This window comes from Candidatus Mycobacterium wuenschmannii (genome assembly GCF_030252325.1).
Lineage (GTDB): Bacteria > Actinomycetota > Actinomycetes > Mycobacteriales > Mycobacteriaceae > Mycobacterium > Mycobacterium wuenschmannii.
The window spans coordinates 3,221,925-3,247,877 of record NZ_CP126981.1 but is presented as its reverse complement, the minus strand read 5'-3'; the positions used below and the strand labels follow the sequence as shown (position 1 = coordinate 3,247,877).

Genomic DNA, 25,953 nt, shown 5'->3' with positions numbered 1-25,953 from the left:
TGGGACAGAATGGCCGCTATGACGCTGGATCTGGCCGGATATTTCGCGCGGATCGGCTACGACGGTGCCGCCGACCCGACGCTCGACGTACTGCAGGAGTTGGTGACGGCGCACACCCGCAGCATCGCGTTCGAGAATCTCGATCCGCTGCTCGGCGTGCCCGTCGCCGACCTGGGCCCAGAGGCATTGGTGGACAAGCTGGTTCATCGCCGACGCGGCGGCTACTGCTACGAACAGAACGGCCTGATGGGCTATGTGCTGGAAGAGTTGGGGTTCGGTGTCCGCCGGTTTGCTGCTCGGGTGATCTGGGCGGTGCCGCCGGGGTCGCCGGTGCCACCGCAGACCCACACGTTGCTGGGGGTGGCCCCGCCCGGAGCACCGCAACTCTTGCTGGTCGACGTGGGCTTCGGTGGTCAGACTCCGACGTCGCCGCTGCGACTGGAAACCGGCACGGTCCAGCAGACGACCCACGAGCCGTACCGGCTCCAAGGCCGCGGCGACACCCTGGTGCTGCAGGCGGAGGTTCGCGGCGAATGGCAGTCGCTCTACGAGTTCGCCACCAAGACCGCGCCCCCGATCGACCTGCTGGTAGGCAGCTGGTACGTATCGACGCACCCCGAATCGCACTTCGTCACCAATCTGATGGCGTCGCTGGTCACCGCGGATGGCCGTTGCAACCTCTCGGGACGCCACGTGTCCGTCCACGGTTCCGGTGGCACCGACAAGACCGAATTGGCCGATGCCGCAGCGGTTGTCGACGAGCTGACCGACCGCTTCGGTATCAACGTCGCCGACACCGGTGACCGCGCGGCCTTGGAGGCCCGGATCGCGGCGGTTTCGCCCTAGCCGAGGTTTGGCAGCCAGGCGCCGATCCGGCGCACCGCTTCGTCGATGTCCGCGGGCGGGCCGGCGAACGACAGCCGGACGTAGGAGCCGCCGCGGTCGGGATCGAAGTCGATCCCGGGGGCGATCGCTACTCCGGTGTCGGCCAACAACTTCGAGCAGAATTGCATCGAGTCGTCGGTGAAATCTGAGACGTCGGCGTACACGTAGAACGCCCCGTCGGTGGGCGCCAGTCGCTCGATGCCGATATGCCGCAGACCGTCGAGCAGGGTCGCGCGATTCGCGGCGTAGTGCTGCAGGTGCCCCTCGGCCTCGCGGATCGACTCAGGCGTGAACGCCTGCACCGCCGCGCGCTGTGATAGCACTGGCGGGCAGATGGTGAAGTTGCCGGTCAGCCGGTCCACCGCGCGTTGCAGTTCGGCGGGTACCAGCAGCCAACCCAGCCGCCACCCCGTCATCGCGAAGTACTTGGAAAAGCTGTTGACCACGAACGCATTTCGCGATGTACTCCACGCGCAGCTGGTTTGTGGTGCGCCCTCGTAGACCAACCCGTGGTACACCTCGTCGCTGATCAGCCGCACACCCGACTCGTCGCACCACGTAGCGATCGCGGCGAGTTCTTCGGGTGGGATGACCGTGCCGGTGGGGTTGGCAGGGCTCGCCACCACGACGCCCTGTACCGGCGGGTCGATTTCGGCCAACATTTGCGCGGTCGGTTGGAAGCGGGTTTCGGGCCCGCATTCGATGACCACGACCTCGCACTCCAGCGCGGACAGGATGTTGCGATAGCAGGGGTATCCGGGGCTGCTGACGGCCACCCGGTCGCCGGCGTCGAACGCCGACAGGAACGCCAGCAGGAAGCCGCCCGATGATCCGGTCGTGATCACCACGTCGTCGATGTCGACCCGCACGTCGTACCGATCCCGATACGACGCCGCGATCTCCGCGCGCAGTTCCGGGATGCCGAGCGCCACGGTGTAGCCGAGTTGGTTGCGGTTGAGCGCGTCGACGGCGGCCGCGCGGACCGGCTCCGGGGCGCCGGCGCTCGGCTGACCCGCCGACAGGTTCACCAGATCGCCGTGAGTGCGCTGACGTTCGGCCGCCGCCAGCCACACGTCCATCACGTAGAACGGCGGCACCCCGGCGCGCAGCGCGACCCCATCGTTCATGAGGTCAACGTTAGAACAGTCCGGCTTCTCCTCATCGGGCTGCGCCCTCTGCATCGTCACCGGACGCTAGAACACTTCGGATTCGAGCTTGCGCAGGTGGTCGCGCGGCGGACCCAGCAGCTGCGAACTGCCATGTGCGCGTTTGAAATACAGCTGCATGTCGTGTTCCCACGTGATCGCGATGCCGCCGTGCAACTGGATGCCTTCGGCTGCCACCGTGCTGAACGCCTCGCTGGCCGCGACTCGGGCCAGCGCCGCCGCCGTCGGCGAGGGGTTGTCCGCGGCCTCGTTCACCACGGCGCGGGCGGCCTGCACCGCGACATAGAGGTCGGCCATCCGGTGCTTGAGTGCCTGAAAGCTGCCGATCGCTCGACCGAACTGCTGCCGCTCCTTGGTGTAGCCGACGGTCAGTTCCAGACAGCGGCTCGCGGCCCCGACCTGTTCGGCGGCCAGCAGGATCGCCGCCGTCTCGGCCAGGCCAGGGTCAGCGCCGAGCGGTGCGGTGGCCTTCGGGGTGAGTCGCGCCAGCCGACGGGTGGGATCCATCGGGGTGACGAGCTCAGTGTCGAACTCCGTCCACCGCTCGAGCGTGCCGTCCTTGGCCTCGATCACGACATCGGCGACGCCGCCGTTGATCACGTAGTCGCGGTCGAACACCACCGCGCCGATCGCGGCGCCCTCGGCCAGCGAACCGAGGGTTTCCTCGTCGGGTGCGTCGGCGGCGAGCAACGCGAGTTCGGCGAGCGTGGTGCCGAGCAGCGGGCTGGGCACCAGATTCTTGCCGAGTTCCTCGAGGACGGCCGCCGCATCGCCGAGAGTGCCTCCGGCGCCGCCGAATTCCTCGGGTACGACGAGCGCGGCCGCGCCGACCTGCTCGCACAACAGCCGCCACAGCGAATCGTCGTAGCCGCTCCTCGATTCCATCGCCTCGCGGACCGCGGCGGGGGAGGCGTGCTTGGCCACCAGCGCCGCGACGGTCTCGCGTAGCAGTCCTCTTTCGTCAGACATCAGAGCCCCTCCAGAACACGTCGCCGGTGTGCCGCCGGGTCACCCCAGGCCGGTCGCAGCGCCTGCACCCGCAGCAGCCACAGCGACAGATCGTGCTCGGCGGTGAAACCGATCGCGCCGTGGGTCTGCAGCGCTGACCGTGCCGCCAGCAAGGCGGCGTCCGACGCAGAAGCCTTGGCGGCGCTCACGTCTCGTGCGGTCTCCGGCGAGCCGTCGGCCAGCGACAGCGCGGCGCCGTAGATCAGCGGACGCGCCAACTCGAGCGCGATGTGTACGTCGGCCAGCTTGTGTTTGAGTGCCTGGTACGACCCGATGACCCGGCCGAACTGCGTGCGCTGCTTGGCATAGTCGACCGCGGTGTCCAGCAGCGCCTGCCCGGCGCCGACCAGCTGCGCCGCGGTGGCTAGTGCGCCGTATTCGTAGGCGCGCTGCACGTCGGCCTGCCACTGCGCATCAGTGACATTGACGTCGAACAGCTTTCGGCTCGGATCCACCGACTCGTGCTGTTCGCCGAAGTTGGCTTCGCGGACCGTGCCGTCGAGGTCAGCCAGCAGGGTCAGGCCTGCGGTGTCGGCGTCGACGGCGCGGGGCGTGTGCGGGGGCAGGGCTACGGTGGCGATCAGTTCACCGGAGGCGAGAGCAGCTGACCGCTCGTCGTCGGCCAGCAAAACCGGTGCGACCGCGATGGATTCGGCGACCGGCCCGGGGACACCCCAGCGGCCCAGCCGTTCCAGCGCGATGACTAGGTCGACCGGGTGGGCCTCGATGCCGTCGAACCGCTCCGGCACCGCCAGTGCGGTCACGCCGAGGTCGGCCAGTCGCGCCCAGACCTTGCGGCCGGGAGCTGTGTCGCCGTCCGCCCACGCGCGGACCGCGCCGGGTAGGTCGGCGGCCGCCAGCGCCGCGTCGATGCTGGCCGCGAAGTCGCGCTGCTGTTCGTCGAGGTCAAATCTCATTTGGACTTCTCCCGGGGCAGGCCCAGCAGCCGCTCGGCAATGATATTGCGCTGAATCTCGTTGGTGCCGGCGTAGATCGGACCGCCGAGTGCGAACAGCAGCCCGTCGGTCCAGGAATTGGCCAGCTCGCCGTCGGCGCCACGGATCTCCAGCGCGGTCTGATGGATCGCCACGTCGAGATCGGACCAGAAGACTTTCGTCACCGACGACTCGGCGCCCAGCTCACCGCCGCCCGCCAGCCGGGTCACGGTGCCGAACGTGTGCAGCCGGTAAGCCTGCGCCTTGATCCACGCGTCGGCGACCGCGTCGCCGAAGGCATTGTCGTCGCTGGCTTTCCACACGTCGGCGAGCTTCTCCGCGGACGCGAGGAAGCGGGCCGGGCTGCGCAGCGACATGCCGCGCTCGTTGCTCGACGTGCTCATCGCCGCCCGCCAGCCGTCGTTCACCGCGCCGATGACATCCGCGTCCGGGACGAAGACGTCGTCGAGGAAGATCTCGCCGAACCCGGTGTCGCCACCGAGCTGCGCGATCGGTCGGACCGTGATGCCGTCGGCCTTCAGGTCGAACATGAAATACGTCAGCCCGCTGTGCCGCTGCGCCTCGGGGTCGGAGCGGAACAGACCAAATGCCCTGTCGCCGAACGGTGCTCGCGAGCTCCAGATCTTCTGTCCGTTGAGCAGCCAACCACCGTCGGTGCGGGTCGCGGTCGAGCGCAGCGAGGCGAGGTCGCTGCCCGACTCCGGCTCCGACCAGGCCTGCGCCCAGATCTCCTCGCCGCTGGCCATCTTGGGCAGAATCCGATCGAGTTGTTCGTCGGTGCCGTGCGCGAACAGCGTCGGCGCCAGCATCGACGTGCCGTTGGCACTGGCCCGTCCGGGCGCTCCGGCGCGGAAGTACTCCTCCTCGTAGACTACCCACTGCAACAGGCTCGCGTCGCGGCCGCCGTACTTCTCCGGCCAGGTGATCACCGACAGGCCGGCATCGAAAAGCACCTTGTCCCAACGGCGGTGCTGCTCGAACCCCTCGGCCGTGTCGTAGGAGCGCGTGGGGAACGCCTCTCGGTGCGACGACAGGAACTCGCGCACCTCCCGCTGGAACTCCAGCGTCTCGTCATCGAATTGCAGATCCATTTATGCCATCTCTCGCAGTTGCGGTTTGACCACCTTGCCGCCCGCGTTGCGCGGCAGCGCGTCGACAAACCTCACCGAACGTGGGGCCTTGAAATTCGCCAGATACTCACGCGTATAAGCGATCACCGACTTCTCGTCGAGACCGGAATCGGGCCGTGTCACCAGATAGGCCCGGCCGACTTCGCCGAGGCGTTCGTCGGGTACCCCGATCACCGCGCAGTCCAGCACGCCGTCGAGCCGGGCCAGCACCTGCTCGATCTCGGCGGGATACACATTGAAGCCGCCGCAGATGTACATGTCCTTGAGCCGGTCGGTGATCTGGAGATTGCCTGCGGCATCAAGCTTTCCGATGTCGCCGGTGTGCAGCCAGCCGTCGGGGTCGATGGCGGCCGCAGTGGCCTCGGAGTCGTCGAGGTAGCCGAGCATCACGTTGGGCCCGCGCAGCAACACCTCACCTGTCTCGGAGTCGATCCGAAGCTCGAAGTCGGCGATCGGCCGCCCGCAGGTGTTCGCCACCGTCACCGCGTCGTCGTCGGCGCGGCACATGGTGCCCATGCCGTTCGACTCGGTCAGGCCGTAGGCGGTCAGCACGATGTCGAAGTCGAGTTCGTTCTGCATCCGCTCGATCAACACCACCGGAACCGTGGCCGCGCCGGTGACCGCGAACCGCAGCGAGCTGAGGTCGTACTTGCCGCGCGAGGGATGGTCGAGCAGCGTTTGATAGATCGTCGGCGGCCCGGGCAGCACGGTGATCCGGTGTTCGGCGACAGCCCGCAGCGCCTGTTCGGCGTCGAAGGTCAGCTGCGGAATCAGGGTGGCGCCGGTCTGCAGGCAGGCCAGGATGCCGGCCTTGTAGCCGAAGTTATGGAAGAACGGGTTGATGCAGAGGTAGCGGTCGTCGCTGGTGATCTTCCCGCAGGCCGCCCACGACGCCGATCCGGCCAGCGACTGCCGGTGCGCGCACCGCACGCCCTTGCTGCGGCCGGTGGTGCCGGAGGTGAACAGGACGTCGGACAGGTCGTCGGGCCGCACACCGGCGGCGCGGGCGTCGGCGGACGCCAGGTCGTCACCGTGTTGCAGAAACTCGTCCCAGGTCCCGTCGTCGGCATCGATCGGGATCCGCACGACGTGCCGCAGATCGGGCAGCGCCGAGCGGTCGAGGTCGGTGGCCCGGTCGGCCCCGAGGAATCGGCCCATCGCGAACAGCAGGGGAGCGCCGGTGCGGGCCAGGATGTCGGAGGCCTCCGCGGCGGTGTAGCGGGTGTTCAGCGGGACCACGACGGCGCCGGCGTAGTGCGTGGCCAGGCAGGCCACCACCCAGTGCCAGGTGTTCGGCGACCAGATCGCCACCTTGTCGCCCGGATTGACGCCGAGGCCGATCAGCGCGGCCGCGGCGCCGCGCACCTCGTCGCGCAACTCGTCGAAGGTGAGCGTGCGATCCTCGGTGACCAGGGCATCGTGGTCGGGGAGTTCGTCCGCGATGTGGTCCAACGCCGCAGGAATGGTCTGCGGATGGCTCGACATCGAACTCCTCATACCTTTCTGGTCCGGCTCCTCCTCATCGCCCTGCGGGCTCTGCATCGTCGCTCGGACGCGCTGCCTGCTATCGCCGCTGGCAGGCGCAGTTTGCCGCCGGGCTAACAAAGCAAGTGCTTGGTAGGTTAGCCTATTAGGGTGCAAGGCGTCGAGGAGTTCCGGGCCGAGGTCCGCGACTGGCTGGCCGAGAACCTGGTCGGCGAATTCGCTGCCCTCAAGGGGCTCGGCGGACCGGGTCGCGAGCATGAGGCGTTCGAAGAGCGCCGGGCCTGGAACCAGCATCTCGCAAAGGCCGGGCTGACCTGTCTGGGTTGGCCCGTCGAGCATGGCGGCCGCGGCCTGTCGGTGGCGCACCGGGTGGCGTTCTACGAGGAGTACGCGATCGCCAACGCGCCCGCGAAGGTCAACCATTTCGGCGAGGAGCTGCTGGGCCCCACGCTGATTGCGTACGGCACGCCCGAACAACAGAAGCGCTTCCTGCCGCGGATTCTCGACGTCACCGAACTGTGGTCGCAGGGCTACTCCGAGCCCGGCGCCGGCAGCGACCTGGCCAACGTCGCCACCACCGCGGTGCTCGACGGCGACCAATGGGTGATCAACGGCCAGAAGGTGTGGACGTCGCTGGCGCACTGGGCGCAGTGGTGCTTTGTGGTGGCCCGCTCGGAGAAGGGGTCCAAACGACACTCCGGCTTGTCGTATCTGCTTGTGCCGCTTGATCAACCGGGCGTCGACGTCCGCCCGATCGTTCAGTTGACTGGCGACTCCGAGTTCAACGAGGTGTTCTTCGACGACGCCCGCACCGAAGCCGAGCTGGTGGTCGGCGAGCCCGGTGACGGCTGGCGGGTCGCGATGGGAACACTGACCTTCGAGCGCGGAGTCTCAACGCTCGGTCAGCAGATCGTCTACGCCCGTGAGCTCAGCTCCGTGGTCGATCTCGCGAAACAGACTGGCGCTGCTGATGATCCGCTGATCCGCGAACGGCTGACCCGATCCTGGGCAGGTCTGCGGGCGATGCGGTCCTACGCGCTGGCAACCATGGACGTGGAACAGCCCGGTCAAGATAATGTGTCGAAGTTGTTGTGGGCCAACTGGCATCGCGAACTCGGTGAGATCGCGATGGACATTCAGGGCAAGGCCGGCCTGGCGCTGCCGGGCGGCGATTTCGACGAGTGGCAGCGGCTCTACCTGTTCACCCGCGCCGACACCATCTACGGCGGATCCAACGAGATCCAGCGCAACATCATCGCCGAGCGGGTGCTCGGCCTACCCAGGGAGGCTCGATGACGCTCGCCGTTGCGCCGAAAGAAGTTGCCGGACACGGACTTCTGAAGGGCAAGGTCGTCGTGGTGACGGCGGCGGCCGGCACCGGCATCGGCTCGGCCACCGCCAAACGAGCGCTCGCCGAGGGTGCCGACGTCGTCGTCTCCGACCACCACGAGCGACGGCTCAACGAGACCCGTGACGAGCTGGTGGCGCTCGGTCTCGGTCGGGTCGAGAGCGTGGTCTGCGACGTCACGTCCACCGCGCAGGTCGATGCGCTCATCGCCTCCACCACCGCGCGGCTGGGCCGACTCGACGTGCTGGTCAACAACGCCGGCCTCGGCGGTCAGACCCCAGTGGTCGACCTGACCGACGAGGAGTGGGACCGGGTCCTCAACGTCACGCTCACCTCCGTGCTGCGCACCACCCGCGCGGCGCTGCGGTACTTCCGCGACGCCGACCACGGCGGTGTCATCGTCAACAACGCCAGCGTGCTCGGTTGGCGGGCGCAGCACTCGCAGTCCCATTACGCCGCGGCCAAGGCCGGCGTCATGGCGCTGACCCGTTGCAGCGCAATCGAAGCCGTCGAGTACGGGGTGCGGATCAACGCGGTGTCGCCGAGTATCGCGCGGCACAAGTTCCTGGACAAGACCAGCTCGAGTGAACTGCTCGACCAGCTCTCCGCCGGCGAGGCGTTCGGCCGCGCCGCCGAGCCGTGGGAAGTGGCGTCCACCATCGCATTCCTGGCCAGCGACTACTCCAGTTACCTTACTGGAGAAGTCATTTCGGTATCGAGTCAGCACCCATGACCGAGGCGCCCAACAGCCGTCGTGACGAGTTGCTCGAACTCGCCGCGACGATGTTCGCCGAACGCGGGTTGCGCGCCACCACCGTGCGCGACATCGCCGACTCCGCGGGCATCTTGTCCGGCAGCCTCTATCACCACTTCGCGTCCAAAGAGGAAATGGTCGACGAAGTGCTGCGAAAGTTCATGGACTGGCTGTTCGCCCGCTACCAGGAAATCGTTGACACCCAACCAAATTCGTTGGAGCGGCTCAAGGGCCTGTTCATGGCCTCGTTCGACGCGATCGAACACCGGCACGCCCAGGTCGTCATCTACCAGGACGAGGCCAAACGTCTACTGCCGCAGCCTCGCTTCTCCTACCTCGAAGACCTGAACAAGCAGCAGCGCAAGATGTGGGTCGACGTGCTGCACCAGGGCATCGAAGAGGGTTATCTACGGCCCGATCTCGACGTCGACCTGGTCTACCGATTCATCCGTGACACCACCTGGGTGTCGGTGCGCTGGTATCAGCCCGGCGGACCGCTGACTGCGCAACAGGTGGGTCAGCAGTATCTCGCTATCGTCCTAGGTGGAATTACCAAAGAAGGGGTCCAAAATGCCTGAGGCTTACGTCATCGATGCCGTACGCACCGCGGTCGGCAAGCGCAACGGTTCGCTCGCCGAGGTGCATCCCGTCGACCTGGGTGCGCTCGGCTGGCGCGGCCTGCTCGACCGGGTCGACATCGACCCCGCCGCCGTCGACGACGTGATCGCCGGCTGCCTCGACACCATCGGTCCGCAGGCCGGCAACATCGCCCGGCTCTCGTGGCTGGCAGCGGGCTACCCCGAAGAGGTGCCCGGCGTCACCGTCGACCGGCAGTGTGGCTCCAGCCAGCAGGCGATTTCATTTGGCGCGCAAGCCATCATGGCGGGCACCGCCGACGTGATTGTGGCCGGCGGCATGCAGAACATGAGCAGGATCCCGATCTCGTCCGCGATGCTCGTCGCCGAGCAGTTCGGATTCACCTCGCCGACAAACGAGTCCAAGCAGTGGCTGCACCGCTACGGCGACCAGGAAATCTCGCAGTTCCGCGGCTCCGAGTTGATCGCCGAGAAGTGGAATCTGTCCCGCGAGGAGATGGAGCAGTATTCGCTGACCAGCCACGAGCGAGCCTTCGGCGCGATCCGTGGCGGCCACTTCGACAACGAAATCATCGCCGTCGAAACCGAGCACGGCACGTTCCGCGTCGATGAGGGTCCGCGCGAGTCGTCGCTGGAGAAGATGGCCGGACTCAAGACGCTGGTCGAGGGCGGCCGCTTGACCGCCGCGATGGCCAGCCAGATCTCCGACGGCGCCAGTGCCGTGCTGCTGGCATCCGAGCAGGCGGTCAAGGACCACGGTTTGAAGCCGCGCGCCCGCATCCACCACATCAGCGCCCGCGGTGCGGACCCGGTCTTCATGCTGACTGGTCCGATCCCGGCCACCCGCTACGCGCTGGAGAAGACCGGCCTGACCATCGACGACATCGACACCGTTGAGATCAACGAGGCCTTCGCTCCGGTGGTGTTGGCGTGGCTCAAGGAGATCAAGGCCGACCCGGAGAAGGTCAACCCCAACGGCGGCGCGATCGCCCTCGGTCACCCGCTAGGGGCAACCGGTGCGAAGCTGTTCACCACGATGCTGAACGAGTTGGAGCGCACCGGGGGCCGCTATGGCCTGCAGACGATGTGCGAGGGCGGCGGCACCGCCAACGTCACCATCATCGAACGGCTCTAGCTCAGTCGATGTGCCCGGGTGGGTCGCCCGCACCGGGTCCGATCATGTCGCAGCTCTTCTCGGGGATCAGGAATGAGCTGGCGCCCTGATAGGACAGATGACTCGTCATCACGCAACGTTGCCAGGTCCCGTCGGGTTGGACTGGCCCGTCGCACTTGTTGATCACGCCGGGCGCAGAGATGCAGCCGGCGCTTGCCGATGGCGCGGAGTGGATCGGTCCGAAGCCCAGCAGCAGGGCAGCGAGTCCTCCGACGATGCAGCGCTTCATGCCCTGACGCTACTGTCGACGAACGTGCGGTGAGTGCGAATCGAGCGCCGATTTTTCGCACTGGTTACACGTTCGGCGCGCAAAGTCCAGCGACGATGTCGTCGACCGTCCGCGCAGCCAGGGCGTCCACCTCGCGGCGGCTCGCATGACGTAGCGGGCCCCGCAGGGCGAGTTCGGCGAACCCGTGTACCGCCGACCAACAAGGCCACTCGGCGCCCGGTCGGCGATCGGGCGACAGGGTGCCGTCCTCCACCATTGCATCGAGCACGTCGACCAAGGCCAGATACGGCGGTGCGGTGGACGTCTCGTTGGGCAGGTCGGCGCTGAAGAACGCCACCGTGAACCACCCGGGTTCGTCGAGGGCGAATTTGATGTAGCCCAATCCGACGGCGCGTAGCCGTTCGGTGCCATCCGCCGCATGCCTACGGGCCATCCGCGCTGCCATCCGGTGTTGAATCTCCGTCGCGACCGCCCCAAGTAGCGCTTCGCGGTCGACGAAGTGCCGGTAGGCGGCGTTCGGCGAAACCCCAACGCGCCGAGTCGCTTCCCGGATCGTCAACGCATCCGGTCCGCCGGTCTGGGTCAAATGCAGGCCGGCGTCGATCAGTGCCGTGCGCAGATCGCCGTGGTGATAGCCGGTCTTCAAGGTGGCCAACGCTTGACCCTTCTCGGATTCAAAGTGTACGGTGTGAACATTAGCATGTGGACAGCGTGAACATATAGCCGGAGGGGATTGTTGTGAGCACCGTAGGACTGCCACCCGTCGTGGACCAGGAGACCTGGCAGCGCGAACTCGACGCTCTGCGCACCAGGGAGAAAGCGGCCACTCGCGAGCTGGATTCGATTGCTGCGCAGCGGCGCCGGCTGCCGATGGTCGCGATGCCGGACTACACGTTGGACGGTGAGGACGGCCCGGTGCGGCTGGTCGACATCTTCGAGGGCAAGCCGCAGCTGATCGTCTACAACCACATGTGGTTTCCCGGCGAGGAATGGCAGTGCCCGGGTTGCACCGGTCTGACGTCGCAGTACACCCGGCTGGGTTTCCTCGACAACTACGATGCCCGGTTCGTCATCGTGACGCAGGGCCCGATCGACGAAGCGCTGGCCTACAAGCGGCGGGTCGGTAATCAGATGACCTGGTACTCGACGGCCAACAGCCCGTTCGGCGCCGACGTCGGAGCTCCGCCCGAGGGCGGGTTCGGTGTCAATGTCTTTCTGCGCGATGGGGATAACGTCTACCGAACCTGGCACACCAACGGACGCGGCACCGAGCAACTGAGCCACACATTCCCGCTGATCGACCTGCTCCCGTACGGGCGCCAGGAAGAGTGGCAGGACTCGCCGGAGGGCTGGCCGCAATCACCGACCTACAGTCGCTGGGGCGGCTCACAAGACATCGCGGAAGCCTACGGAGAAGGAGCACGACGATGACTGGCCTGACCACGATGAGCCTGGTGTGCGTGCCGACGGTCGAGCAGGACAAGGCCGTCGCGTTCTATGAGTCGCTGGGCTTCGAGAAGCGCACCGACACACCGTTTCACGGTGACTACCGCTGGATCGAGGTGTACCTGCCCGAGGGTGCGACGGGCATCGCGCTCGCCCCGCCCCCGCCGGACAGCGGGCCGGTCGAGCCGACCAACACGGGTATCACGTTGACCACCAACGACATCGACGCCACCCATGCGGCGATGAAGGAACTCGGCGTCGACGTCGACGCGGAAGTGGCGCGACCGGGCGAACCCGTTCCGCCGCTGTTCTGGTTCCGCGACCCGACGGGCCACACGCTGATGGTGGTGGAAGGCTAGCTATATGGCGACGACCCGCTTCACCCGGCTTCGCCGCGCTCGCGATCGTCGCTAGCTATTCCACGTAGGCCGTCGCGGCCTGCAGGTGCTTGACGGCGTCGCCGACGATCGCGTCGATCAGCTCCGCGCACGACGGCAGGTCGTCGACGATGCCGGCCACCTGGCCCGACGCCAGCACGCCGGCATCGGTATTGCCTTCGACCAGACCGGCCTTCAGCAGCATCGGGGTGTTGGCCGCCATCACGATCTGCGACATGGTCATTTCCTTGCCGTGCCGCATCGCCAGGCCGTCCTGGATCATCGACTTCCAGGTCATCCCGGACATGTGCTTGAACTTCGCGGCGTTGCGCACCGCGGCGGTCAAACCCCTTATCGGCGTGCCATTCTCAAGCTTTTCCACCAGGCCCGTACGCAGCACGCGGTGCGGCATGCCGTCGACGCGAGTGGTCACCACGGTGCCGTCCAGCGCCGAGTCCAGATACCGCTGCTTGACGGCGTCGGGCACGGTCGAGTCGGAGGTGAGCAGGAATCGGGTGCCCATAGCCACCCCGGCCGCTCCGTAGGACAGCGCCGCCGCGAGGCCGCGGCCGTCGAAGAAGCCGCCCGCTGCGATCACCGGAATGCTCACGGCGTCCAGCACCGAGGGCAGCAGCAGGGTGGTGGCGATCGGGCCGGTGTGCCCGCCGCCCTCGCCGCCCTGCACGATCACCGCGTCGGCGCCCCAGGACGCCACTTTTTTCGCGTGCTTGGCCAGACCGACCGAGGGAATCACCACGGAGCCGGCCTCTTTGAGCTTGGCGATCAGTTCTTGCTTGGGGGCCAACGCGAACGACGCGACCTTCACTCCCTCGCGGATCATCAGGTCGACCCGGTCGCCCGCGTCGCCGGCGTCGGCGCGGATGTTCACGCCGAACGGCTTGTCGGTGGCGGCCTTGACCTTGCCGATCGCGACGGCCAACTCGTTGAGCGTCATGGTGGCGGAGGCCAGAATACCGAGCCCACCCGCGTTGGACGTCGCTGCGACCAGTCGCGCGCCGGCCACCCAGCCCATGCCGGTCTGCACCACCGGGTGCTCGATGCCGATCAGCTCGGTCAGCGGGGTGCGCAGCTTCATGACCTGATTTCCTTGTCCCGCAATGCCTTCGGGTCGATGACCTCGCGGATCAGCCGCAACTCGTCGTCGGTCGGTAGCCGCGATTCGTCGGCCCCGTCGAGGCCGTGGATCTCGAACGAGGTGTTCTCGCGGACTTCGTCGGCCGTCACGCCGGGGTGCAGCGTGACCGCCCGCATCGTCCGGTCCGGTCCGCCGAAGTCGAACACGCCGAGGTTGGAGATCACGCGGTAGGTGTTGGCGAATCGGAACGCCGGATTGCCGGAATCGATGTTATCCCAGCCGATCCCGCAGATCACATCGACCGTTTCGCAGAACACCCGCTTGGAGTGATTGCCGACCCAGTAGCTGGTCGCGTGGTTGATCGCGTTGCCGGGCGCGCCGCGGACCCCGAACATCTGCCGCTTGGGCTGCTGCAGCGACCCGAAGGCGGAGATGTTCTGATTGCCGTGGCGATCAACCTGATTGGCGCCCATCACCACGTGGCGCCGGCCCCAAGCTAGCGTCTCGAAGACGCGGCCGAACGGCATCCAGCCCTCGAGCGGCCCGGTCTTGCCCAGGGCCGGGGTGTCGGCGAGCAGTTGCGCCTCGCCGTCGGTCAGCAGGATGTCGGGGGAAAAGGTCAGGCGGGCCAACCGCGCGCCGACCGATGCCATGTTGGTCATCGGGCTGACCATGATCTCGCCCGCGTCGCGGAACAGGTCGGCGCACGCAACCGCGCACACCTCAGCACGAGTGCTCACTTGGCGGCCTCCTCAGCGAATTTCTGCACGGCCGCTTGGTATTCGGCCTCTCCGCCGGACAAGTAGGTCTGCACGAACGCCTGCCAGCCCTCGTCGGTGGCGGCGGCCTCGGCGTAGTGCCGCTGGAACTTCTCGTCGCGGCCGTAGTCGGGTGCGGCGGTGGTGAAGTGCGAGCCGCCCGGCGCCTCGACCACACCGTCGACCATCATCCGGTTCACCAGTAGTGCTTGCGGCGGAACGGCTTTGACTAACTCTTCGGTGGAGACGACCCGCTCCACCGACAGGTAGCGCCGTTCGGCGGCCATCAGGAACAGGTCGTCGAAGTAGGGGTCGATGCCGGTGTAAGCTGCGTTACCCCGCTCGTCGCCGAGGTTGAGATGGACGAACGCCGCATCGAGGTTGAGCGCCGGCATGGCGAGCAGCGTCTCATTGCCACCACCCGGTGCCGGGTAGGGGCTGGTGACGGTCTTGAGCTCACCCTCCCAGAAGTCGATCACCGAACTGCCCAGCCCGGCGCGAATGGGCAGGAACGGCAAGCGTTGTGCCGCAGCCTGCAGGCCGCACCGCAGCATGCCCTCGTCCATCTCGCGGGCCTCGATCGCGCCGGCGCTGCGGGCCTTCGCGAACCACGGGTCGTAAAACGGCGGTGAGTCCAGCGAGACGAAGCCGTAGTAGACCCGCTTGACCTTGCCCGCCGAGCAGAGCAGGCCAAGGTCCGGTCCGCCGTAGGTCACCACGGTCAGGTCCTTGACCTCGGTGCGCAGCAGCGCGCGGACGAACGCCATCGGCTTGCGTCGGGAGCCCCAGCCGCCGATGCCGATGGTCATGCCGCTGCGCACCTGCGCGACAGCGTCGTCGAGGGTGGTGCGTTTGTTGCTCAAGACTTCTCGCCCTTCTTGGTCCCGGCGAACGCGTCGCGGTGTTCGTCGGCCACGCCGGCCAGGTTGAGTTCGAACGTAAAGCCTTGCTCCATGCGGTAACTGGAGTTCACCCGCTGCACGTCGATCAGGTTCAGCGCCTCCTTGGCCGCGCGGATCACCCGGGTGTCCTTGGCGGCGATGTCGCGCGCAACCCGCAGCGCGGCCTCGTCGAGCTCGTCGCGCGGCACCACCTCGTGCACCGAGCCGAAGTGGTGCAGGGTCGCGGCGTCGACGGTGGCCGCGGTGAAGAACAGTCGCCGCATCATGTGCTGCGGCACCAGCCGCGACAAGTGCGTCGCCGCGCCGAGTGCGCCGCGCTCGACCTCGGGCAGGCCGAACGTCGCATCGTCGGAGGCCACGATCACGTCGGCGTTACCGACCAGACCGATGCCGCCGCCTACGCAGAAGCCGTTGACCGCGGCGATCACCGGCACCTCGCACTCGTAGACCGCGCGGAACGCGTGAAAGCAGCCGCGGTTGGCGTCGATCAGCGCGGTGAAGCCCTCGGTGTTCTGCATTTCCTTGATGTCGACGCCGGCGTTGAAGCCGCGTCCCTCGGCGCGCAGGATCACCGCGTGCGTGTCCATGTCCCGACCGGCTGCGGTGATGGCGTCGCCGAGTTCGAACCAGCCCCGCGACGGAATCGCGTTGACCTTCGGGTAGTCGACGGTGACCGAGACGATCCCCGGTTCGACGGTGCGTGACGTGATTGTCATCGAGATCCTCGACCACTTCCTTGGGGGACGATGTGGGTGCGATTACCTAAGCAAGCACTTGCTTGGTACGCTAGCACAGTGACTCACGCCGACGGAGGCCCCGCGTTCCGCTTCGGGCTCACCGGCCGGGTCGTGCTGGTGACCGGTGGCGTTCGAGGGGTAGGCGCCGGGATCAGCAGTGTTTTCGCCGAGCAGGGTGCCACCGTTGTCACCTGCGCCCGGCGTGCGGTCGACGATCTCCCCTACGAATTCCACTCCTGCGACATCCGCGACGACGACGCCGTCAAGGCGATGATCGATGAGATAGTCGCCAAGCACAGGCGTCTCGACGCGGTCGTCAACAACGCCGGCGGATCGCCGTTCGTGCTGACCGCGGAGTCCAGCGCGAAGTTCAATCGCAAAATCATCGAACTCAACCTGCTCGGTGCCCTGTCGGTGTCTCAGCATGCCAACGACGTGATGCAGACCCAGTCGGCCGGTGGGTCCATCGTCAATATCTGCAGCCTGAGTGGCCGCCGACCCTCCCCGGGCACCGGCGCTTACGGCGCGGCCAAGGCGGGCCTGGAAAGCCTCACCCAGACCCTGGCCGTCGAGTGGGGCCCGAAGGTCCGGGTCAACGCGTGCGTTGTCGGCATGGTCGAGACGGAGCAGTCGGAGTTGTTCTACGGCGACGCCGACTCGATTGCCGCGATCTCCAAAGGTGTCCCGCTCGGCCGGCTGGCCACCCCCGCCGACGTGGGTTGGGCCGCAGCATTTCTGGCCTCGGATGCGGCGTCCTACATCAGCGGCGCCTCGCTGGAGGTGCACGGCGGTGGTGAACCGCCGCCCTACCTGGCCACCACCAACGCCAGCTCGATCAAGTAAGGGAGACAGCACAAATGGGAGTAGTCGACGGCCGCGTCGTCATCGTCACCGGAGCGGGCGGCGGTATCGGGAGGGCGCACGCGTTGGCGTTCGCCGCGGAGGGCGCCCGCGTCGTCGTCAACGACATCGGTGTGGGTCTGGACGGCTCGCCGGCCGGCGGTGGTAGCGCGGCGCAGAGCGTGATCGACGAAATCACCGCTGCCGGAGGCGAAGCCGTCGCCAACGGCTCCAACATCGCCGATTGGAACCAGGCCGCCGCGCTGATCCAGACGGCCGTCGACACCTTCGGTGGACTGGATGTTCTGGTCAACAACGCAGGCATCGTGCGCGACCGGATGATGGCCAACACCAGCGAAGAAGAATTCGACGCCGTCATCGCGGTGCACCTCAAGGGGCACTTCGGCGCGATGCGGCACGCGGCCTCGTACTGGCGCGGGCTGAGCAAAGAGGGCAAGACCGTAGACGCGCGGATCATCAACACCAGTTCCGGTGCAGGCCTGCAGGGCAGTGTCGGCCAAGGCAACTACAGCGCGGCCAAAGCCGGTATCGCGGCGATGACCTTGGTCGCCGCCGCCGAGATGGGCCGCTACGGCGTCACGGTCAACGCGATCGCGCCGTCGGCCCGCACCCGGATGACCGAGACGGTGTTCGCCGACATGATGTCCACGCAGGATGACGCCTTCGACGCGATGGCGCCGGAGAACATCTCGCCGCTGGTGGTGTGGTTGGGCAGCAACGAGTCTCGCGACATCACCGGCCAGGTCTTCGAGGTCGAGGGCGGCAAGATCCGCGTCGCCGAGGGCTGGGCGCACGGGCCGCAGATCGACAAGGGTGCCCGCTGGGATCCCGCCGAACTGGGGCCGGTCGTTTCCGATCTACTTTCCCAGGCGCGTAAACCCGTCCCGGTGTACGGAGCCTGATACAACAGTCGCGTGCATTTCGACTGGGAGTCCTTGACCGACAGCGTGCATCGGTGTCGTCTGCCCTTTCTCGACGTCACCGTCGGACTGGTGCAGGGCAGCACCGGAACGATGCTCGTCGACACCGGCACCACGCTCATCGAAGCGCAGGCGATCCGTGACGACGTGCGTGAGATCGCCGCCCGCGACGTGACGCATGTGGTGTTGACGCACAAGCATTTCGATCACGTGCTGGGCTCCGGATTGTTCGCAGACGCTCAAAAGTACTGTGCCCCTGAGGTTTCGGACTGCATTACCGCGGCGACCGATCAACTTCGCGACGACGCACTGAGTTACGGCGCCAACGCGGCGGAAGTCTACTGCGCGATTGCGGCATTGCGGCCGCCGCAACATTCGGTCGACGAAGCGGTGATCGACCTCGGCAACCGTGAGGTGATCGTCGCGCGGCCGGGCCGCGGGCACACCGACGCCGATCTTGTGGTGCTGGCCGCGGGCGTGCGGGGTGAGCGATCCGTCGTCTTCACCGGCGACCTGCTCGAGGAGTCCGGCGACCCGGCGATCGATGCCGATTCCGACGTCGTGGACTGGCCGGAAACCCTGGACCGACTGCTCACGATCGGTGGACCCGATGCCATCTACGTGCCCGGACACGGCAGCGTTGTCGGCGTGGATTTCATTCGCCGACAGCAGGATTGGCTTAGATCGAACCACCCAGTGCGGTGACGAAGTCGTCGAATACCGCGACCGGGAACTGCGCCAGTGCCGCGTCGACCTGGCTGACACCGGTCTGGATGGCGGCGTCGATGGTCGCCGCGTTACCGGTCAGCAGGGCCTCGTAGATGTCGTACCCGGCCAGTTGCGGCACCTGGATGAAGTCGCGGAAGTCGACGAACAGATCGGTCAGCAGGCCCGGATCCCGAGCGACCGGCATGCCGTCCCAGCTGACCAGTGACCAGTCGCCGGGAGAGCCGTCGATCACGACTTGGCCTGTGAAGGGCAGCAATTCGCCGGTCGTGAACAACTCCTTGAGCACGAGTCCGAAGTCCGGGTTGTCGACGTTCATCAGCGCCCAGATCGCAATGGTGCCTTCGTGCGAGAACACCGCGCTGGTGTCACCGGTGGCGGTACCGGCGTAGATCGCTTCCATGGCCTGGTCGACCCGCGCGTCGAACACGATGCCGTTGGCGTCGGTGGAGCCGAGTTCTGGGACCGAGGTCAATCCGAGGGTCCAGAGCGCCGGCGCGAGCAGATAGAGGGCGCCACCCAACGGCACGTCGCCGACGCCGACCGGCGCACCCTCGAAGATCCCGGCGTCAATTTCGTTGAGACCCGCCAGTAGGTGGGTCGGATCCAGCGGGTACATGTTGAGCGATTCGGCCAGCGGCGCCGCGGTTTCCTGCGACCTGATCATTGTCGACGCCCAGATCTCGTCTACGTCGACGTGGTTGGCCTGCAGTGTCGTGACCAGGTCGGCCGCTTCGATCTTCCCGATCTCTGTGAGACCGGGACCGGGGACCGTGGTGTTGATGGCGAGGTTGTCGCCGCCTTCGGCGTGCCGGATGAAGTCGATCACGATCGACCCGTCGTCGGCGGAGGCGAGCGCCGGTGCAGTGGAAAGCATTGCCGCCGAGAGCAATCCGACGGTGAGTGCGCGGCGCATCAGATACCCCCGCCGAATGCCGCGACCAGGTGATCGAACACCTCGATGGGAAATTGGGTGAACGCGTTGTCGATCTGGGTGAATCCGGCCTGCAGCGCGGCGTCGATCGTGGTGGCGTTGCCCGTCAGCAAGGCCTCGTAGATGTCGTAGGCGGCGAACTGAGGCGCCTCGAGCAGGTCGCGGAAGTCGACGAAAAGTTGTGTTGCCAGACCGGGATCCGCCGGCACCGCAACGCCGTCATAGCTCACCAGCGTCCAGTCCCCGGGGCTGCCCTCGATGACAACCTGACCGGTGTTGGGCAAGAACTCCTGGTCGTTGACGATCTCGTTGAACAGGATCGAGAAGTCGGGGTTTTTGACGTTCATCAGCGTCCAGACCGCGATCGCACCCGCACTGGAGAACGCGACGTCGTTGGTAGTCAGGTCGCCGGTTCCGACGGTGCCGTCGTAAATGTGTTGCACCGCAAGGCCAAAGCCCTCGTCGAAGGTGATGCCGTTCATGCTCGGGTCGCCGAAGTTCGGCACCAGAGGAAAGCCGAGCGTCCAGGAGATCGGGCCCAGCAGATACAGAATCCCCGCGAGGCTGGCCGTGGGCTGGCCCTCGAAAACCCCGGCAGGAATCTCGTTGAGCCCCGACAACGCCTCGACGGGAAACGGGTTGCCGTTGTTCAGTGAGCTCAGCAACTCAGCCAGCGGCTCGGCGGTCTGCTGGGTCCGGAGCGCGTCCGAGGCGAACAGCCCGGAGATGTTGTCCTTTAAGACGCCGTAGATCGAGTCGGCCACGGCGTTCGCCTGGGCGATCCCGGCCGCGTCGAGCGGGGCTCCCGGCGGCGCGGTGTCGATGATCCCGTTGAGGTTGGACAGCGTCTCGCCGTGCCGGACCAGATCGAGCACGATCGACCCTTCGTCGGCCCGCGCGAGTGCTGAGGCCATGGACAGCATGGCGGTCGACAGCAAACCGACGATGAACGGACGCGCGCACCTCATCACGCGGGCAAATCTAACCCAGATAAACCCGCGATTTAAGGTAAATCACAGCTTTAGTTAAGCCGGTTCATACCCGGTCAGATACGGCCGACCTTCCGCAGTCCGACGACCGTGTCGGCAAGCGTCCGCGCCGGGTCCCGTTGCGTGATACCGAGGTCGCGCTCGGCCGGAGTGTCATCGGAGTTCGGCATCTGGGTGTAGTACTGCATGGCCGCAGAGTTGATCGGCGTCTCGAAGGGCAGATGATCCCCGACGACGTCGAACAACCGCCCCAGGGCGCGCAGTCCGACATCGGGAACCGGGACCGCCAGCAGGTTGCGGTCGGCGGCGGCGCCGATCAGCGCTGCTAGCCGATCGACCGGAATGCGTTGGCCACCCGCCATATAGCGGCGCGGTCCCTGGCCGGGCCGTAACAGGGCGACATGCAGGGCGGCGAGATCGCGAACGTCCACCACGATCCAGGCCGCGCTGCGCCCAGGCACGCCGCCCATTTTGATGGCGGCCTCCACGCCCTCGGCGGCCTCGCCGAACTGATCGCCGGCGGGTGGCCCCAGCACCATCCCTGGATAGCTGATGTTCACCGGTGCGCCGGCGTCCTGCAGGCCCCGCGCATAAGCCTCGACGATCGCCTTGGACTTGCCGTACCCGTCCGAACCGCCGACCACGGGCAGGTCCGCGTGCAGCTTCGGCAGGCCCGGCCGAAACAGCGCGGTGAAGCTCGAGACGTGAATGATGGGATCGATCTTCGCGGCGACCGCCCCGCCGAGCACGTTGCGTGCGCCTTCGAGGTTCGTGTGCAACATCTCGTCGGCGCGCGCTGGATCGGTGGAAACCATTGCCGCGCAATGAATGACGGCGTCACAGCCGCGTAGCACCTCGGCAGTGATCTCCGCGTCTGCGATGTCACCGACAACGTGATCGCTGACGTCGACGCCGATCTGTGCGGCGCTGGTGTTGAGGCGGTCGGGGCTTCGCACGAGAAACCTGACGTGGTGTCCCGCGTCTTGGACGGCCTTGGCTGTCCACGCACCGACAAATCCGGTGCCCCCCGTGATCAGAACCTTCATCTGTCGTTACGGGTCGCAGATGACGATCGGGATGACCCGGTCCGTCCAGGATTGGTAGTCCTCGAACGACGAGTACATCGCCACCAGCGGCGGCCAATAGTGGTCGCGTTCTTCTTGGGTGGCGTCGCGGGCGGTCAGCTTCAGCACCTCTTTCTTGACCTGCACCGTGACCTTCGGATTGGCCTTGAGGTTGAGGTACCACATCGGGTTGTTGGCACGACCGCCCTGCGAGGCGACCAGCACGATGCGGTTCCCGTCGCGCAGGAAGAGCAGCGGGCTGACGCGGGGTTGCCCGGTCTTTCGGCCGATGGTGGTCAGCAGCGCGACCGGCGCGCCCTGTAGGAACGTGCCGCCGATCCGGCCGCCCGAAGCCTTGAAGGCGATGGTGTTCAGGCGCGACATCCACTTGATCAGGACACCGGTGCCGGCGGAGTTGAGGGCGGGCGGCGGCTTGGCCATCGGGCTTCCTATCGAACGTGCTGAATGAACGGGCGCATCTGAGCGTTGATGTGGCGGATTTTGCCATCCACAATCAGGAACGTCTCGTCGACGTGCGAGCACACCCGGCGTCCGGCCAGTGTCGGCTTGGTGATCACGTCGAACTGGGCGCGCACGTGATCGCCGTCGACCTCGAACTTCGGCGGGGTGCACTCCTTGATGATCCGGAACTGTGGGCCGCGATTCAGGCTGCGCCGCAAGTGGTTTCCAGAAAATCCGGTCTTGATGCCCATCTCGAACCGCACGCAGTCCGGCGCGAACGGAACGGCGTCGCCGCGGTGATTGGCCAGGCCGTCGATGTACAACTGCGCCGCGGCGATCTGGTCTGCCTCCGAAGCCACGAGTTAGATGCGCTCGATGATCGTGCCGGTCGACAGCGCGCCGCCGGCACACATGGTGATCAGCGCAGTGGTCTGGTCGGTGCGCTCCAACTCGTGCAGCGCGGTGGTGATCAGCCGGCTACCGGTGCTGCCCACCGGGTGACCCAACGCGATCGCCCCGCCATTGACATTGACCTTGTCCATGTCCGGGTTGTGCACCCGCGCCCACGACAGGACCACCGAGGCGAAGGCCTCGTTGATCTCGGTGATGTCGATGTCGCCCATCTTCATCCCGGCCTTCTCCAGCACCTTCGCTGTCGACTGCACCGGGCCGTCGAGGTGGTAATAGGGCTCGGAGCCGACCAGTGCCTGGCTGACGATGCGGGCCCGCGGCTTGAGGCCGAGCGCCTTGGCCTTGTCTTCGTCCATCCACAGCACAGCGGCGGCACCGTCGGAGATCTGCGACGACGTTCCCGCGGTGTGGATGCCGCCGTCGAGCACAGGCTTGAGCTGGCCTAGGCCCTCGAGCGTGGTGTCGCGCAGGCCCTGGTCCTTGGTGACGATGTGGCGGTCGCTGGTCGGCTGCTTGTTCTCGTCGAGCACCGGAGCCTCGATGCCGCTGATCTCGCGGTCGAAGCGGCCCTCGGCCCAGGCTTGCTTCGCCTTGCGCTGCGAGTCGAATCCGAACTGATCGATTTCCTCGCGAGTGATGCCGCGGCGCTTGGCAATTCGCTCGGCGGCGGTGAACTGGTCGGGCAGGTCGATGTCCCACGACGCGGGCCGCAAGATGCCGCGGTCCGGGCCGGCGTTGGCGCCCAGCCCGACGCGGCTCATCGCCTCGATACCGCACGCGATGCCGACGTCGATGGCGCCCGCTGCGATCAGGCCGGCGATCAGGCCGTTGGCTTGCTGGCCGCTGCCGCACTGGCAATCCACCGTCATGGCGCCGACGTGCTCGGGCAATCCGGCGACCAGCCAGCCGACCCGGGTGATGTTGTTGGACTGCTCGCCGTACTGCGTGACGCAGCCGCCGACGATTTGCTCGACATCGCCGGCGTCGATGCCAGCCTTCTCGACGAGAGCCTTCTGCGTGGCGCCCAACAGCTCGGTCGCGTGCAGTCCTGACAGCCATCCCATGCGCTTGCCGATCGGGCTGCGGGTGGCTTCAACGATTACCGGGTTACCCATGAGGTCAGGCTAGAACACGTTTCATTACCCTGACAAGCGACGATGCCCTGACACCTTTTGGTCTGCGGTGAGAGCATGTTTTACTGGCACTAGAACACGTTGTAGTTCAGGAGAAATCTTATGGCACCCCCTAGCATTCCGGCGGACTTCGACTTCCTCGATGCCGACGTCAACCTGGCCGGCCTTCCGGTCGACGAACTCGCCGAGCTTCGCAAGTCCGAGCCCGTCCACTGGGTGAACGTGCCCGAGGGTTGCGGCGGCTTCGAAGACAACGGCTACTGGATCGTCACCAAGCATGCCGACGTGAAAGAGGTGTCGCGGCGCAGCGACGTCTTCTCCAGCTGGCAGAACGGCGCGATCCCGACGTGGCCGAAGGAGATGACGCGCGAGCAGGTCGAGTTGCAGCGCAGCGTCATGCTCAACATGGACGCCCCGCATCACACGCGGCTGCGCAAGATCATCTCCCGCGGCTTCACCCCGCGCGCGATCGGCCGGCTCGAAGAGGAACTCGCGCAGCGGGCCCAGAACATCGCCAAGGACGCGGCGGCCGCGGGCGGCGGCGACTTCGTCGAGCAGGTGTCGTGCGAGCTTCCGCTGCAGGCCATCGCCGGCCTGCTCGGGGTGCCTCAGGACGACCGCGACAAGTTGTTCCGCTGGTCCAACGAGATGACCGGCGGCACCGACCCGGAGTACGCCGACGTCGACCCGGCGCAGTCGTCGATGGAACTGATCATGTACGCGATGGCGATGGCCGCCGAGCGCAACGAGAACCCGACCGACGACATCGTCACCACGCTGATCCAGGCCGACATCGACGGCGAGAAGCTCTCCGACGACGAGTTCGGGTTCTTCGTGGTGATGCTCGCCGTGGCCGGTAACGAGACGACGCGTAACTCGATCACCCACGGCATGATCGCGTTCGCGAACAACCCCGACCAGTGGGAGCTGTTCAAGAAGGAACGTCCGGCGACCGCCGCGGACGAGATCGTCCGCTGGGCCACACCGGTTTCGGCCTTCCAACGCACCGCCAATGAAGACCTCGAACTCGGCGGGGCGCAGATCAAGAAGGGCCAGCGGCTGGTGATGTCCTACCGCTCGGCCAATTTCGACGACGAGGTGTTCGACGACCCGCACACCTTCAACATCCTGCGCGACCCGAACCCACACGTCGGTTTCGGTGGCACCGGTGCGCATTACTGCATCGGCGCAAATCTGGCCCGGATGACGATCAACTTGATCTTCAACGCCGTCGCCGACCACATGCCGGATCTCAAGCCGACCTCCGAGCCGGAGCGGCTGCGGTCCGGTTGGCTCAACGGCATCAAGCACTGGCAGGTCGACTACTCCGGTAAGAGCGCGGTCGCGAGCTGATGGATTTCACTCCAGACCAAGAACAGCAGGCCGTCGCCGATGTCGTGACATCGGTTCTGGAGCGCGATAATTCGTGGGAGGCGTTGGTCTCCGGTGGTGTGACGGCGTTGCCGGTGCCCGAGCGGGTGGGTGGCGACGGTGTCGGCCTGCCCGAGGTCTCGACGGCGTTGACCGAGATCGGTCGCCACGGCCTGATCAGTCCTGCGTTGTCCACGCTCTCCGGCGCGATCATGTTGTTGGACTTGGCTTCCGACGCGCAGCAGGACCGCTACCTGAGCGGCCTGGCCAAAGGCTCGGTGCTCACCGTGGCACTCAACGAGCCGGGCAGCGCGCTGCCGGACCGGCCTTCTTGTGCCTTCTCGGGTGGTCGGCTGTCGGGCACCAAAGTCGGTGTGGGATATGCCGACAGCGCCGAGTGGATGCTCGTTACCGCCGACAGCGCGGTGGTCGTGGTGTCATCCAATGCCGACGGTGTGCAGATCTCGAAGACGCCGACGTCCAGTGGCGCCGACGAATACGTGGTGACGTTCTCCGATGTCGCGGTGGCCGACGAGGACGTGCTGGCCGGAGCGACGGCGCAGCGGGTGAACCAGTTGGCGCTGGCGGCGATCGGCTCCTTCACGGCAGGTTTGGTGGCCGGTGCGCTGCGGCTGACCGCCGACTACGTGGCCAACAGGCAGCAGTTCGGCAAGCCGCTGTCGACCTTTCAGACGGTGGCCGCGCAACTCGCCGAGGTCTACATCGCCTCGCGCACCATTGATTTGGTGTCGACGTCGGTGATCTGGCAGCTCGGCGAAGGCCTTGACGCGGCCTCGGATCTCGACGTGCTCGGCTATTGGATCACCTCGCAGGCGCCGCGGGTGATGCAGATCTGCCATCACCTGCACGGCGGGATGGGGATGGACATCACCTACCCGATGCACCGGTACTACTCGACAATCAAGGACCTGACTCGCCTCTTGGGCGGGCCGTCTCATCGTCTCGACCTGGTGGGGATCGCAAGCGCGGCGCAGCCGGGCGCGCAGGTCGTCACCGAGATAGCCTGAGTGGGAG

Annotated in this window: 29 protein-coding genes; 12 read left to right on the top strand and 17 right to left on the bottom strand. The window is 66.6% G+C overall.

Annotated features, from left to right (window positions below):
• Window positions 1–18 precede the first annotated feature (18 nt).
• Window positions 19–846: an arylamine N-acetyltransferase family protein gene (locus PT015_RS15540; RefSeq protein ID WP_285185575.1), complete on the top strand. Its 828-nt coding sequence runs from the start codon at window positions 19–21 to the stop codon at window positions 844–846.
• Here PT015_RS15540 and PT015_RS15535 read toward each other — a convergent pair.
• The 5 genes from PT015_RS15535 to fadD3 form a co-directional block, all read right to left on the bottom strand.
• On the bottom strand, window positions 843–2,012 hold the full coding sequence (locus PT015_RS15535; RefSeq protein WP_285185574.1) for a pyridoxal phosphate-dependent aminotransferase: 1,170 nt from the start codon (window positions 2,010–2,012) through the stop codon (window positions 843–845). The genes PT015_RS15540 and PT015_RS15535 overlap by 4 nt on opposite strands.
• Window positions 2,013–2,078: 66 nt before the next feature.
• A complete protein-coding gene (ipdE2, locus tag PT015_RS15530; protein WP_285185573.1) occupies window positions 2,079–3,020 on the bottom strand; it encodes an acyl-CoA dehydrogenase IpdE2 in 942 nt (313 codons plus the stop codon).
• The gene (locus PT015_RS15525) at window positions 3,020–3,976 is read right to left on the bottom strand and encodes an acyl-CoA dehydrogenase family protein (RefSeq protein WP_285185572.1); all 957 of its coding nucleotides are present in this window, start codon (window positions 3,974–3,976) and stop codon (window positions 3,020–3,022) included. Before PT015_RS15525 ends, ipdE2 begins: the two co-directional genes overlap by 1 nt.
• A complete protein-coding gene (locus PT015_RS15520; protein ID WP_285185571.1) occupies window positions 3,973–5,106 on the bottom strand; it encodes an acyl-CoA dehydrogenase family protein in 1,134 nt (377 codons plus the stop codon). The genes PT015_RS15525 and PT015_RS15520 overlap by 4 nt, the downstream gene beginning before the upstream one ends.
• Window positions 5,107–6,630, bottom strand: a complete 1,524-nt coding sequence (gene fadD3 / locus PT015_RS15515; protein WP_285185570.1) for a 3-((3aS,4S,7aS)-7a-methyl-1,5-dioxo-octahydro-1H-inden-4-yl)propanoate--CoA ligase FadD3 — start codon at window positions 6,628–6,630, stop codon at window positions 5,107–5,109.
• Between the two features lie 150 nt (window positions 6,631–6,780).
• Here fadD3 and ipdE1 point away from each other — a divergent pair, with 150 nt between their 5' ends.
• From ipdE1 to fadA6, 4 genes are read left to right on the top strand one after another with little or no spacing between them, the layout of a single operon-like run.
• Entirely contained in the window at window positions 6,781–7,926 is a 1,146-nt protein-coding gene (gene ipdE1 / locus PT015_RS15510) for an acyl-CoA dehydrogenase IpdE1 (protein WP_285185568.1), read from the top strand.
• A complete protein-coding gene (gene ipdF, locus PT015_RS15505) occupies window positions 7,923–8,711 on the top strand; it encodes a (5R,7aS)-5-hydroxy-7a-methyl-1-oxo-2,3,5,6,7,7a-hexahydro-1H-indene-carboxyl-CoA reductase (protein WP_285185566.1) in 789 nt (262 codons plus the stop codon). The genes ipdE1 and ipdF overlap by 4 nt, the downstream gene beginning before the upstream one ends.
• Complete coding sequence (kstR2, locus tag PT015_RS15500; RefSeq protein WP_285185564.1) at window positions 8,708–9,310, top strand: TetR family transcriptional regulator KstR2; 603 nt, start codon at window positions 8,708–8,710, stop codon at window positions 9,308–9,310. The genes ipdF and kstR2 overlap by 4 nt, the downstream gene beginning before the upstream one ends.
• Window positions 9,303–10,463: a steroid 3-ketoacyl-CoA thiolase FadA6 gene (fadA6, locus tag PT015_RS15495; RefSeq protein ID WP_285185562.1), complete on the top strand. Its 1,161-nt coding sequence runs from the start codon at window positions 9,303–9,305 to the stop codon at window positions 10,461–10,463. The genes kstR2 and fadA6 overlap by 8 nt, the downstream gene beginning before the upstream one ends.
• Before the next feature lies 1 nt (window position 10,464).
• On the opposite strand, the gene PT015_RS15490 is transcribed toward fadA6, so the two are convergent.
• Both PT015_RS15490 and PT015_RS15485 read right to left on the bottom strand, forming a co-directional pair.
• On the bottom strand, window positions 10,465–10,731 hold the full coding sequence (locus tag PT015_RS15490; RefSeq protein WP_285185561.1) for a CDGP domain-containing protein: 267 nt from the start codon (window positions 10,729–10,731) through the stop codon (window positions 10,465–10,467).
• 64 nt (window positions 10,732–10,795) lie between these two features.
• The gene (locus PT015_RS15485) at window positions 10,796–11,386 is read right to left on the bottom strand and encodes a TetR/AcrR family transcriptional regulator (RefSeq protein WP_285185559.1); all 591 of its coding nucleotides are present in this window, start codon (window positions 11,384–11,386) and stop codon (window positions 10,796–10,798) included.
• A gap of 83 nt (window positions 11,387–11,469) precedes the next feature.
• Here PT015_RS15485 and PT015_RS15480 point away from each other — a divergent pair, with 83 nt between their 5' ends.
• Together PT015_RS15480 and PT015_RS15475 are read left to right on the top strand one after the other, a co-directional pair.
• Window positions 11,470–12,162: a DUF899 domain-containing protein gene (locus PT015_RS15480; protein ID WP_285185558.1), complete on the top strand. Its 693-nt coding sequence runs from the start codon at window positions 11,470–11,472 to the stop codon at window positions 12,160–12,162.
• On the top strand, window positions 12,159–12,536 hold the full coding sequence (locus PT015_RS15475) for a VOC family protein (protein WP_285185556.1): 378 nt from the start codon (window positions 12,159–12,161) through the stop codon (window positions 12,534–12,536). The genes PT015_RS15480 and PT015_RS15475 overlap by 4 nt, the downstream gene beginning before the upstream one ends.
• A gap of 55 nt (window positions 12,537–12,591) precedes the next feature.
• On the opposite strand, the gene ipdC is transcribed toward PT015_RS15475, so the two are convergent.
• Genes ipdC through echA20 form a run of 4 tightly spaced genes read right to left on the bottom strand, consistent with a single transcriptional unit; the run spans window position 12,592 to window position 16,026 of the window.
• Window positions 12,592–13,650 carry a (3aS,4S,5R,7aS)-5-hydroxy-7a-methyl-1-oxo-octahydro-1H-indene-4-carboxyl-CoA dehydrogenase gene (gene ipdC, locus PT015_RS15470; protein ID WP_285185554.1) on the bottom strand — a complete coding sequence of 353 codons (1,059 nt, stop codon included), beginning with the start codon at window positions 13,648–13,650 and terminating at the stop codon, window positions 12,592–12,594.
• Window positions 13,647–14,390: a cholesterol ring-cleaving hydrolase subunit IpdB gene (ipdB, locus tag PT015_RS15465; RefSeq protein ID WP_285185552.1), complete on the bottom strand. Its 744-nt coding sequence runs from the start codon at window positions 14,388–14,390 to the stop codon at window positions 13,647–13,649. Before ipdB ends, ipdC begins: the two co-directional genes overlap by 4 nt.
• Window positions 14,387–15,271, bottom strand: a complete 885-nt coding sequence (gene ipdA, locus PT015_RS15460; protein ID WP_285185551.1) for a cholesterol ring-cleaving hydrolase subunit IpdA — start codon at window positions 15,269–15,271, stop codon at window positions 14,387–14,389. Before ipdA ends, ipdB begins: the two co-directional genes overlap by 4 nt.
• Window positions 15,268–16,026, bottom strand: a complete 759-nt coding sequence (echA20, locus tag PT015_RS15455) for a (7aS)-7a-methyl-1,5-dioxo-2,3,5,6,7,7a-hexahydro-1H-indene-carboxyl-CoA hydrolase (RefSeq protein ID WP_285185550.1) — start codon at window positions 16,024–16,026, stop codon at window positions 15,268–15,270. Before echA20 ends, ipdA begins: the two co-directional genes overlap by 4 nt.
• A gap of 78 nt (window positions 16,027–16,104) precedes the next feature.
• Here echA20 and PT015_RS15450 point away from each other — a divergent pair, with 78 nt between their 5' ends.
• From PT015_RS15450 to PT015_RS15440, 3 genes are read left to right on the top strand one after another with little or no spacing between them, the layout of a single operon-like run.
• Window positions 16,105–16,890, top strand: coding sequence for an SDR family oxidoreductase (locus tag PT015_RS15450; RefSeq protein WP_285185549.1), 786 nt, complete (start codon window positions 16,105–16,107; stop codon window positions 16,888–16,890).
• Window positions 16,891–16,904: 14 nt separating this feature from the next.
• Window positions 16,905–17,810: an SDR family oxidoreductase gene (locus PT015_RS15445; protein WP_285185547.1), complete on the top strand. Its 906-nt coding sequence runs from the start codon at window positions 16,905–16,907 to the stop codon at window positions 17,808–17,810.
• A 12-nt stretch (window positions 17,811–17,822) separates the two neighbouring features.
• Complete coding sequence (locus tag PT015_RS15440) at window positions 17,823–18,533, top strand: MBL fold metallo-hydrolase (RefSeq protein ID WP_285185546.1); 711 nt, start codon at window positions 17,823–17,825, stop codon at window positions 18,531–18,533.
• Here the strand turns inward: PT015_RS15440 and PT015_RS15435 are convergent.
• The 6 genes from PT015_RS15435 to PT015_RS15410 all read right to left on the bottom strand — a co-directional run bounded on the left by PT015_RS15435 (window position 18,508) and on the right by PT015_RS15410 (window position 23,529).
• A complete protein-coding gene (locus tag PT015_RS15435) occupies window positions 18,508–19,470 on the bottom strand; it encodes a histidine phosphatase family protein (protein ID WP_285185544.1) in 963 nt (320 codons plus the stop codon). The genes PT015_RS15440 and PT015_RS15435 overlap by 26 nt on opposite strands.
• On the bottom strand, window positions 19,470–20,456 hold the full coding sequence (locus PT015_RS15430; protein ID WP_285185542.1) for a histidine phosphatase family protein: 987 nt from the start codon (window positions 20,454–20,456) through the stop codon (window positions 19,470–19,472). Before PT015_RS15430 ends, PT015_RS15435 begins: the two co-directional genes overlap by 1 nt.
• A 77-nt stretch (window positions 20,457–20,533) precedes the next feature.
• Window positions 20,534–21,523 carry an NAD-dependent epimerase/dehydratase family protein gene (locus tag PT015_RS15425; RefSeq protein ID WP_285185541.1) on the bottom strand — a complete coding sequence of 330 codons (990 nt, stop codon included), beginning with the start codon at window positions 21,521–21,523 and terminating at the stop codon, window positions 20,534–20,536.
• 6 nt (window positions 21,524–21,529) lie between these two features.
• On the bottom strand, window positions 21,530–21,982 hold the full coding sequence (locus PT015_RS15420) for a nitroreductase family deazaflavin-dependent oxidoreductase (protein ID WP_285185540.1): 453 nt from the start codon (window positions 21,980–21,982) through the stop codon (window positions 21,530–21,532).
• 8 nt (window positions 21,983–21,990) lie between these two features.
• On the bottom strand, window positions 21,991–22,362 hold the full coding sequence (locus PT015_RS15415) for a nuclear transport factor 2 family protein (RefSeq protein WP_285185539.1): 372 nt from the start codon (window positions 22,360–22,362) through the stop codon (window positions 21,991–21,993).
• A 3-nt stretch (window positions 22,363–22,365) separates the two neighbouring features.
• Entirely contained in the window at window positions 22,366–23,529 is a 1,164-nt protein-coding gene (locus PT015_RS15410) for a steroid 3-ketoacyl-CoA thiolase (RefSeq protein ID WP_285185538.1), read from the bottom strand.
• A 120-nt stretch (window positions 23,530–23,649) separates the two neighbouring features.
• On the opposite strand from PT015_RS15410, the gene PT015_RS15405 reads away from it, so the two are divergent.
• Together PT015_RS15405 and PT015_RS15400 are read left to right on the top strand one after the other, a co-directional pair.
• Window positions 23,650–24,900 (top strand): cytochrome P450, encoded by a 1,251-nt coding sequence (locus tag PT015_RS15405; RefSeq protein WP_285185536.1) that lies wholly within the window; start codon window positions 23,650–23,652, stop codon window positions 24,898–24,900.
• Window positions 24,900–25,946, top strand: a complete 1,047-nt coding sequence (locus PT015_RS15400; protein WP_285185535.1) for an acyl-CoA dehydrogenase family protein — start codon at window positions 24,900–24,902, stop codon at window positions 25,944–25,946. The genes PT015_RS15405 and PT015_RS15400 overlap by 1 nt, the downstream gene beginning before the upstream one ends.
• Window positions 25,947–25,953 lie beyond the last annotated feature (7 nt).